At 65.1% G+C, this 8269-nt stretch carries 6 protein-coding genes and 1 tRNA gene; 4 read left to right on the top strand and 3 right to left on the bottom strand.

Going from position 1 to position 8269, the window contains the following annotated elements:
- The first annotated feature begins 402 nt into the window (after positions 1–402).
- Positions 403–2526 carry a catalase gene (locus WA317_RS08790; protein ID WP_425172664.1) on the top strand — a complete coding sequence of 708 codons (2124 nt, stop codon included), beginning with the start codon at positions 403–405 and terminating at the stop codon, positions 2524–2526.
- A 41-nt stretch (positions 2527–2567) separates the two neighbouring features.
- Here the strand turns inward: WA317_RS08790 and WA317_RS08785 are convergent, their stop codons facing one another.
- Positions 2568–3104 carry a hypothetical protein gene (locus WA317_RS08785; protein WP_425172663.1) on the bottom strand — a complete coding sequence of 179 codons (537 nt, stop codon included), beginning with the start codon at positions 3102–3104 and terminating at the stop codon, positions 2568–2570.
- Between the two features lie 107 nt (positions 3105–3211).
- On the opposite strand from WA317_RS08785, the gene WA317_RS08780 reads away from it, so the two are divergent.
- Complete coding sequence (locus tag WA317_RS08780) at positions 3212–4324, top strand: DUF2235 domain-containing protein (protein ID WP_425172662.1); 1113 nt, start codon at positions 3212–3214, stop codon at positions 4322–4324.
- A 641-nt stretch (positions 4325–4965) separates the two neighbouring features.
- Here the strand turns inward: WA317_RS08780 and WA317_RS08775 are convergent.
- Both WA317_RS08775 and WA317_RS08770 read right to left on the bottom strand, forming a co-directional pair.
- Positions 4966–5787, bottom strand: coding sequence for a GAP family protein (locus WA317_RS08775; RefSeq protein ID WP_425172661.1), 822 nt, complete (start codon positions 5785–5787; stop codon positions 4966–4968).
- 522 nt (positions 5788–6309) lie between these two features.
- Positions 6310–6383, bottom strand: a tRNA-Gly gene (locus WA317_RS08770).
- A gap of 92 nt (positions 6384–6475) precedes the next feature.
- Between WA317_RS08770 and dcd the strand changes: the two genes are divergently transcribed.
- Together dcd and WA317_RS08760 are read left to right on the top strand one after the other, a co-directional pair.
- Positions 6476–7048 (top strand): dCTP deaminase, encoded by a 573-nt coding sequence (gene dcd, locus WA317_RS08765; RefSeq protein WP_425172660.1) that lies wholly within the window; start codon positions 6476–6478, stop codon positions 7046–7048.
- Between the two features lie 96 nt (positions 7049–7144).
- Positions 7145–8269, top strand: a 1125-nt coding sequence (locus tag WA317_RS08760; protein ID WP_425172659.1) for a DUF7159 family protein, incomplete at its 3' end; no start/stop codon positions are given.

Here is an 8269-nt window from a genome sequence, read left to right as displayed (position 1 = left end):
GGCTGTATGGCAGTCGGTGTGGATCGTCAAGCGCGTGTGTACACCTGATGCCCCGGCGGCGCCCGCACCATCTGCCGATCCTGTGGCACCGCCGCCTCCGGTTGACGCGCCGGAGCCAGGCCCTGCGCAGCCGGCGCCCTGACGCCGGAATCGCTTCCCTACAAACCTGGGATGCCGGGGAGGTGGGGCACTGGTAGATGCGGGATCGCGGGCACCTGAATCGCGGAGCTGCGGGCGGCGGAACAGGACCCGGCCGCCACGGGCATGCTGGCCGAAACCTGACGGCGAAGCTCTGCCGTCAGGGGCGCCGGTTAAAAACCGGCGCGGCGGGTATGGGTTTGATGAGAGCTGCATCACACGCCAGACCGGCGAGCGCCAGCACGGCATCCAGGAGTTCCTTTCATGCCCCCAGCACGCAAGCCCGACCAGAACGCGCCCACCGCAGTCAGCCCGACCGGCGCCGTCACCAACGGTAAGGCCCACGACAGCGGCGTGGATCCGCGAGCTCAACAAGGGTCGTATCTCACCACCGCGCAAGGCCTGCGGTTGCCCGACACCGACCACTCACTGAAGGCGGGGAGCCGCGGCCCGTCCCTGCTGGAAGATTTCCACCTCAGGGAGAAGATCACCCACTTCGACCACGAGCGCATCCCCGAGCGGGTCGTGCACGCGCGAGGGGCCGCAGCACACGGCGTGTTCGAGTCCTACGGCACCGCCGCGTCCTACACCAAGGCGGGTTTCCTCGGCCGCAAAGGCACGAAGACCGATGTCTTCTGCCGGTTCTCCACCGTCCTGGGGTCCCGCGGGTCCGCCGACACCGTCCGCGACACCCGTGGTTTCGCGGTCAAGTTCTACACCGATCAAGGCAACTTCGACCTCGTCGGCAACAACATCCCGGTCTTCTTCATCCAGGACGGCATCAAATTCCCCGACGTCATCCACGCGGGCAAGCCGCATCCCGACCGTGAGATCCCACAGGCTCAATCCGCCCACGACACGTTCTGGGACTTCGTCTCCTTGCACACCGAGGCGACGCACCACGTGTTCTGGAACATGAGCGACCGCGGCATACCGCGCTCCTACCGCACCATGGAGGGCTTCGGCGTGCACACGTTCCGGCTGTCCAACAAGCGCGGCAAGACGTCCCTGGTGAAGTTCCACTGGAAGCCCGTCGCGGGAGTGCATTCACAGGTGTGGGAGGAAGCCCAGATCACCGCCGGTGTCGATCCTGACTTCCACCGCCGAGACATGGCCGACGCCATCGAAGCCGGCGCGTTCTTCGAATACGAATTCGGTATCCAGGTGATGCCCGACGACGGCACCGAAACGTTTCAGGGCATCGACCTGCTCGACCCCACCAAGATCGTCCCTGAGGAACTGGTCCCGGTCGAGCCGATCGGCAAGCTGACGCTGAACCGCAATCCGACCAATTTCTTCGCCGAGACCGAGCAGGTCGCCTTCCACACCGGCAACCTGGTTCCCGGTATTGAGCCGACCAACGACCCGCTGATGCAGGCCCGGCTGTTTTCCTACCTCGACACCCAACTGACCAGGCTGGGTGGCCCGAACTTCACCCAACTGCCGATCAACCGTCCGCACTGCCCGGTCAACGACATGCTGCGCGACGGCATGCATCAGACCGCCATTCACACCGGCCAGGCGCCCTATCGCCCCAACAGCATCGACGACGGCGAACCCGAGGTCGCCGGCGCCGACGAGGGCGGCTACGTGCAAACGCCCCGGCTGATCAACGGTCCGGCCGAGCGGGCGAATCCGGCGTCGTTCGAGGACCACTTCACCCAGCCCGCGATGTTCTACCGCAGTCTTTCTGACGTCGAGAAGGCACACATCGTCGAGGCGTTCACCTTCGAGCTCGGCAAGTGCTACGAGCAGACCATCAAAGAACGGCAGCTGCAGGTGCTGGCCAACGTCGACACCGATCTGTGCGAGCAGGTCGCCGCCGGCCTGGGACTGCCCGCGCCGAAAGGCAAGCCGCCCAAAGACGTTGCGCTGTCACCGACATTGTCGCAGGTGTACAGCGAGCCGGGGCCCATCGACGGTCGCAAGATCGGCATCATCGCCGACGTCAACGCCGACCTCGGTGATGTCGGCAAGCTGATCAAGGCGGTGACCGCCGCCGGGGCCGTCCCGCTGCTCACCGCGCCCGTCGGCGGTGTGCTCAAATCCGGCCGGCGCAGCGAGATCGTCGAACGCACCCTGCTTACCGCGCGCTCGATCGAGTACGACGCGCTCGTCGTCGCCGACGGCATCAAAACGATCAACGACATCAAGTTGGTGCTGGTGCTGCAGGAGGCCTACCGGCATTGCAAACCGATCGGCGCCTGGGGCAGCGGAGCCGGCGTGCTCGAGCTGGCCGGGATTCCGCATGACGGTGCTGGCGTGCTGCTGTCGACTGAGTTGAACAAAGCGTTCACCACCGCGTTGATCGCCGCTGTCGGCTTGCACCGGGTGTGGGACCGTGCGCCGGCCGTGATGGCGTCGGCGGTCGCCCCGTCGAAGCGGTGACAGGGCGACGCGGGTCTCTCGGATGCGGGTGATGCGCGCAGTCAGAGCCAGCCGGTGCGGGCGGCAGCAACCGGCTCGGCGGGGGCCGGAGCCAATTGTCCGTCCCGCACCCCGTCGAGCAGTCGTTTGACTGCGGCGACGATCTCCGGGGCTGCCGCGGCCAGTCCGGTCATATCCGCTTGGGTGACCTCGTCCGCACCGACGCCGGCCCGGGCCAGCACGGCGGCCGGATCGGCCAGCTGATCGGCCAGCCAGGACAGCGGGTCGGCTGACAGCTCGGCGACGAAGTGCCGGCGTCCGGGTTCCCAACCGTCGAAACCCGGATGGTGATGGGCCCGGTCCAGCGTCCCGGGCGGGCTCTCGGTGGATCCGAACAGGTCCACCCGCCACACCGGGCGGTTGAACGCGATCGGGACGCCGGCGTAGATCGACCCCTGGGGTTCGGCCCGGTCGATGAGGCGGAGTTCGAGTCTGACTCCTCGTTCCGGGGTTTCCTGACCGGCGAGCGGGACCGGGTCGATGAAATACATGTCCCCGACGACTACACCCAAGTTTTCGAATCCGAACGCTGCGAGCATCGCGTACCTCCTCATGCTTCTTCGAGCGTAGACCGAGGCGGTGGGCGTCCGGACATGCATGGAATCCGATTGCCCGAGCAAGGCTTCGGGGAGGAAACTCGAAAGCCATGTCCAAGCGATTAGTGGTCTGCTGCGACGGCACGTGGAACAGTCCAGACCAGCGAAGCGGTGGTGAGCTGACACCGACGAACGTCACGAAGATTGCGCTGGCAGTTGCCCCCAAAGACGATAGCGGCCGAGAGCAACGCATCTTCTACCATCTGGGAGTCGGCACTACCAAGTGGCAGCGGATCAGCGGAGGTGTCTTCGGCTTCGGCCTGTCACGAGCCGTTCGTGATACCTACCGCTTCCTCGTACGGGAATTCGAGCCGGGCGACGAGCTCTACTTCTTCGGCTTCAGTCGCGGCGCGTTCACCGCACGCAGCACCGCAGGCCTCGTCCGCAACTGTGGCATCCTTCGGCGCGAGCACGCGGACCTAATCGACGAGGCGTTCGCGCTCTACCGGGATAGGAGCAGTGCCACACATCCTCGAGGTATCCAGGCGACACTGTTTCGCCGCTCGTATTCGCACGAACCGCGGATCCGCTTCATCGGCGTGTGGGACACAGTGGGCGCCCTTGGCATACCAGTGACTGGATGGCCAGTGGCCAACCTGATCAACCGGCGATGGCAATTCCACGACACAAATCTGAGCACGTTTGTAGATGCGGCGTTCCAGGCACTGGCCATCGACGAACAGCGGGGCCCGTTCCGGCCCACCTTGTGGACCGACGTGCCGAAAGCTCAGCGAGTCGAACAGGTTTGGTTCACCGGAGTGCATTGCGACATCGGCGGCGGCTATCTGCAGCATGAATTGAGCGATATCACGCTTCTTTGGATGGCAAATCGTGCCCATAAGTGCGGCTTGGCCTTCAACTCCAACGCGTTCCCCGCTTCGCCCGTGACCTGCGCTGGGCCGTCAAGCGACGACAACGTGCCGGCTTACACGGGTGTCGACCCGGATCCATTGGCTCCGCCGCACGAGTCGCGTAAAGGCTTCTACCGACTCATTCCGCCGTACGTTCGGCAGCTGGGGGTCACCGATGAAATCCACGAGTACGCTGCTTCGACCGCAGTGGCGCAACATGAGGAGAGAACCGCTTACGCACCGCCCGGCCTGACAACGTATCTGAATAGCAGTCACCAAATCATGGACATCGATTGCGGCCGGGATACCTAGCGCACCGAACGACGTCCATCGATCAAGTGGATCCAGAGCCGGGTGTGCGGTACCGACTTGCCGAGCACCGGATCCTCGGACCGCGACCAAGGTTGAGTTCGGCAACAGTCGACGGGCGTATACGCGCCGGCAATCTCACGTCAGCCGGCGTACTCGTAACTCGTGGAGCCGATGACGGGAATCGACCCGCCTATTCAGCTTGGGAAGTCGATTCAGCGTGTTTGTGCAGGTTTAATGAAGTCCGCGCTGTGACAGGGTAGGGCGATGACCAGCGAAGACACACATGCAAGTCCGGTAAGTCCAGCTTCGTCCGATTGATTTCTGGAGCAGCTGACAACGTCGTGACAACCGAGGGCGCCTGAGAGCTTCGATGCCTGCGGCCGGGGGGCGGTCACTATAAGCTCGTGGACGAGCGGGACGTACGCCGTGAACGACTACCGCCGGGTATTCCGCCCTCGCCTGGCCATCCCATCTCAATTCGCGTCGCCTCCGACAATGCGCTCACCGTCATGCAGCGTCAGCGGTAAACAAGCGAGAAGTGCCGCGCCCTCGTCACCGACTGGTGCGGATGATCGGCGGAGGAGTCCAGACGACATGGCCGACAAGAGGTGACCATCGCGCCACTTCAGGCCGCCACCGGCTCAGGCTCCGCCCATGCCCTGGGCCATCAGCGAGACACCAACCACTGCGAGGATGGCTACCATGAGCTTCCGTCGGTGAGCCAGCGCCCAGTCGTGCAGCCGTCGCAGGAACTGTTGGGTTTTAGCCGGCCTGGCCAGATTGCTGACGAGAATGATCTCCTCGACCGTAAGCATCGCGATCACGAATGTGGTTGCGGCAGTGATCTGCACGCCGAACGAGGCTCCCGAGGCCACGATGATAGCGAGTACGAAGACAGCCCCGTCGAGGCCTGGCCCCATTATTGCGACGCCGATCACGAAGGCTACCCACACCGAACCGTTTTCCCATGCGCTGCGGACGCGCCTGAGCAGCCGCCGGATTACCGATCCGCCCTCCGTCGCCGCATCCGGGGTGGTGCCCAGCAGCCGCGAGATTGCAGCCGGTGTGTTTGCGTCCGGCACCTGCGTCGACGTGCCGCCGCCCGATGCCGCCTGGTGCGCCCCGTGGCGGACCTTCGGGCGGGCCAATTGACGCGTCGCGAAGCGCACTGCCAAGGCCGCGGCGATTACTAGCGCGAGCGCGCCCATGCCGATCTCAATGTGGCGGATGGTCGAGTTCGCAGTCGGGTGGGCAAACTTCATCGCAAAGGAGTCGAAGATTGGTGTGACGTGCAGTACCACCAGCGGAACCAGCAAGGTGTAAAAGCCCGCAATCGCGCAGCCCGCCCAGTAGGCGAACAGGTTTTGCATTGGCCGCGGCCGGGAGATCATGAGAAGAATGACGCCGAGGCGTACCGGATGGAGCGTTACCAGAAGCGCCAGCCCCAGCAAAGAGCCCCACATGGCCGGGAACACTACCCGTTCGGGACTTTATGGTCGCGGGTAAGCCGGGCCGTGGCTCGGTCACGGTAGAAACCTCGCCAGGGGTCGGCCGCGTGGGCGCGGCGGTTCGAGTTCGACGACCACCGCGCTTTCGCACGTCGATGCAGGCCGGCCCGCACGGTGTCAACTCGGCCTCGGCTTGGCGGGCCTGCTCGATGCTGGGCCAGTACGTCCACTCGGCGTGCTTTTTCGGATGGTGGCAGATCAGGGCGGCCCGGTGTGCCGGCGCGGTTGGGGCCGACACGGCTAGGTGCTGGCTACGGTGATCGCCGCCCCGACGAGGGACTGGCCCACACCGAACAGTTGCCATTGCCCGAATTGCTGTGAGCCGTCTTTGGGGGTCGACCCACACCGAGCTGGCTAGCGGTGTTGCAAACACGCGGAAGCCACCAGGCCACACTACGGTCAGCTGCTCAGCAGTGACCGTGGGTTTGGCGTACAGCCGCGCCCCGCCGTAGGCCGTCGCAGACGAGCTGGTCAAATTGGAGCCGATGACGGGAATCGAACCCGCGTATTCAGCTTGGGAAGCTGATGTTCTGCCATTGAACTACATCGGCGCTGTTGCCTCGGAAGGCTAACATCCGGTGGCTCAGCACTCACCCCGCTTATCAGATGCTGCGAGCGTGCCGCCAGCGGATACGCTCGTCGGATGCTGCTGTCCGATCGTGATCTCAGGGCGGAAATCGCCGCCGGAAGGCTGGGCATCGACCCCTTCGACGACATCCTGGTGCAGCCGTCCAGCGTCGATGTGCGCCTTGACAGCTTGTTCCGGGTCTTCAACAACACCCGCTACACCCACATCGATCCCGCGCAGCAGCAGGACGAGTTGACCAGCCTGGTGCAGCCGCTCGACGGAGAGCCGTTCGTGCTGCACCCAGGCGAGTTCGTGCTCGGCTCGACGCTGGAGTTGTGCACCTTGCCCGATGACCTCGCCGGGCGACTGGAGGGCAAGTCGTCGCTGGGACGGCTGGGGCTGCTGACGCACTCGACCGCCGGCTTCATCGACCCCGGTTTCAGCGGTCACATCACCTTGGAGCTGTCGAACGTCGCGAACCTGCCAATTACCTTGTGGCCCGGCATGAAGATCGGTCAACTCTGTATCTTGAGATTGACCAGTCCGGCGGAGCATCCTTATGGAAGCACGCGGGTAGGGTCGAAGTATCAGGGCCAGCGAGGCCCCACGCCGTCGCGTTCCTACCAGAACTTCATCAAGTCAGGGTGAGATCTGGATGTCGCCGCGTTGCGTTGCTGCGGTGATGAAGACCGATGGCCGGCGGGCTGGGAACGTGGCCTGAAATAGGCAGTTCCAGTCGAGTAGTTGACGACTTCCGGAGGGGCAGCAGTGGAAACCGTACTCGGGGTGTCGATGGCACCAGCGGCGGTTCGGATGGTGCTGGTCGAGGGTGAGAACGCCGACGGCGCCACCGTCGACAAGGATAAATTCGACCTCGCCGACGACACCGGCTCGGCGCCGCTCAGCGGACCCGAGCAGGTGATCGCCGCCATCATGGGCACTCGCGAAGGCGCGGCCGAAGCGGGCTGCGAGGTGCTCTCCGCGGGAGTTACCTGGAGTGATCAAGACGAGGGCGCCGCGCTAAGAGACGCGTTGGCCGACCGCAGCATCGAGAACGTCATGCTGGTCTCCGCCTTTCTGGCCGCCGCCGCACTGGCGCACGCCGTCGGCAACGCCAGCGGCTATGCCCACACCGCGCTGCTGTTCGTCGAACCCGACACCGCGACGCTGGCGGTGGTCAACACCGCGGACGGCTCGATCGCCGACGTGCACCGACTGATGCTGCCCGACGACGACGACGAAGCGGTGGCGGCGCTCGCCGGTATGGTCGCGGACGCCGAGACGCTGGACGTACATCCCGGGGGTGTCTTCGTCGTCGGATCCGGTGTGGACGTCCCGATGATCAAGCCGGCCCTGGACGCGGCGACCTCGCTGTCGATCATCACTCCCGAAGAGCCGGAGCTGGCGCTGGCCCGCGGAGCGGCACTGGCGTCGGCGAATGCGCCGCTGTTCGTGTCGTCGACCGCCGCGCTGGCCTACGCGCTCGACCCCGGCACCGGTGAGATTCTCGACCCGTACGCCCTGGACCCCCGTTTATTCAACATCCCCGAAGCGTCCGTCGCGGCAGGGGCCGGCGGACAGGACCTCGCCTACAGCGCCCTGCCCGCGCCGTCCGGCGCCTACACAGCAGCCGCTGGCGACTATGCGCCCTACCGCGAGTTCGACGAGGACGAGTTCACCACCGGCATGTTCCCGAACTTCGCGGCTGAACCGGTCGAGCGCGCACCCCGTCAGCCGTTCCTGACGGCGATGAGCGTGATGACGATCTTCGTCGTCGGGGTGGTGGCGCTGGTCCTTTCCATGGCGGTCGCCATCCGTCCGCACATCGCACAGCGACCGAGCCTGAGCCACAGCCTGGTCGCTCCGGCC

The sequence above is a fragment of the Mycobacterium sp. genome (assembly GCF_049802695.1).
Lineage (GTDB): Bacteria > Actinomycetota > Actinomycetes > Mycobacteriales > Mycobacteriaceae > Mycobacterium.
This window is presented reverse-complemented; position numbering and strand designations above follow the sequence as displayed.

Excerpts from the sequence above, each read along its gene's own strand:
- WA317_RS08790 (WP_425172664.1), top strand. The coding sequence starts at position 403 with ATGCCCCCAGCACGCAAGCCCGACCAGAACGCGCCCACCGCAGTCAGC.
- WA317_RS08785 (WP_425172663.1), bottom strand. The coding sequence starts at position 3,104 with ATGCTCGCAGCGTTCGGATTCGAAAACTTGGGTGTAGTCGTCGGGGAC.
- WA317_RS08780 (WP_425172662.1), top strand. The coding sequence starts at position 3,212 with ATGTCCAAGCGATTAGTGGTCTGCTGCGACGGCACGTGGAACAGTCCA.
- WA317_RS08775 (WP_425172661.1), bottom strand. The coding sequence starts at position 5,787 with ATGTGGGGCTCTTTGCTGGGGCTGGCGCTTCTGGTAACGCTCCATCCG.
- dcd (WP_425172660.1), top strand. The coding sequence starts at position 6,476 with ATGCTGCTGTCCGATCGTGATCTCAGGGCGGAAATCGCCGCCGGAAGG.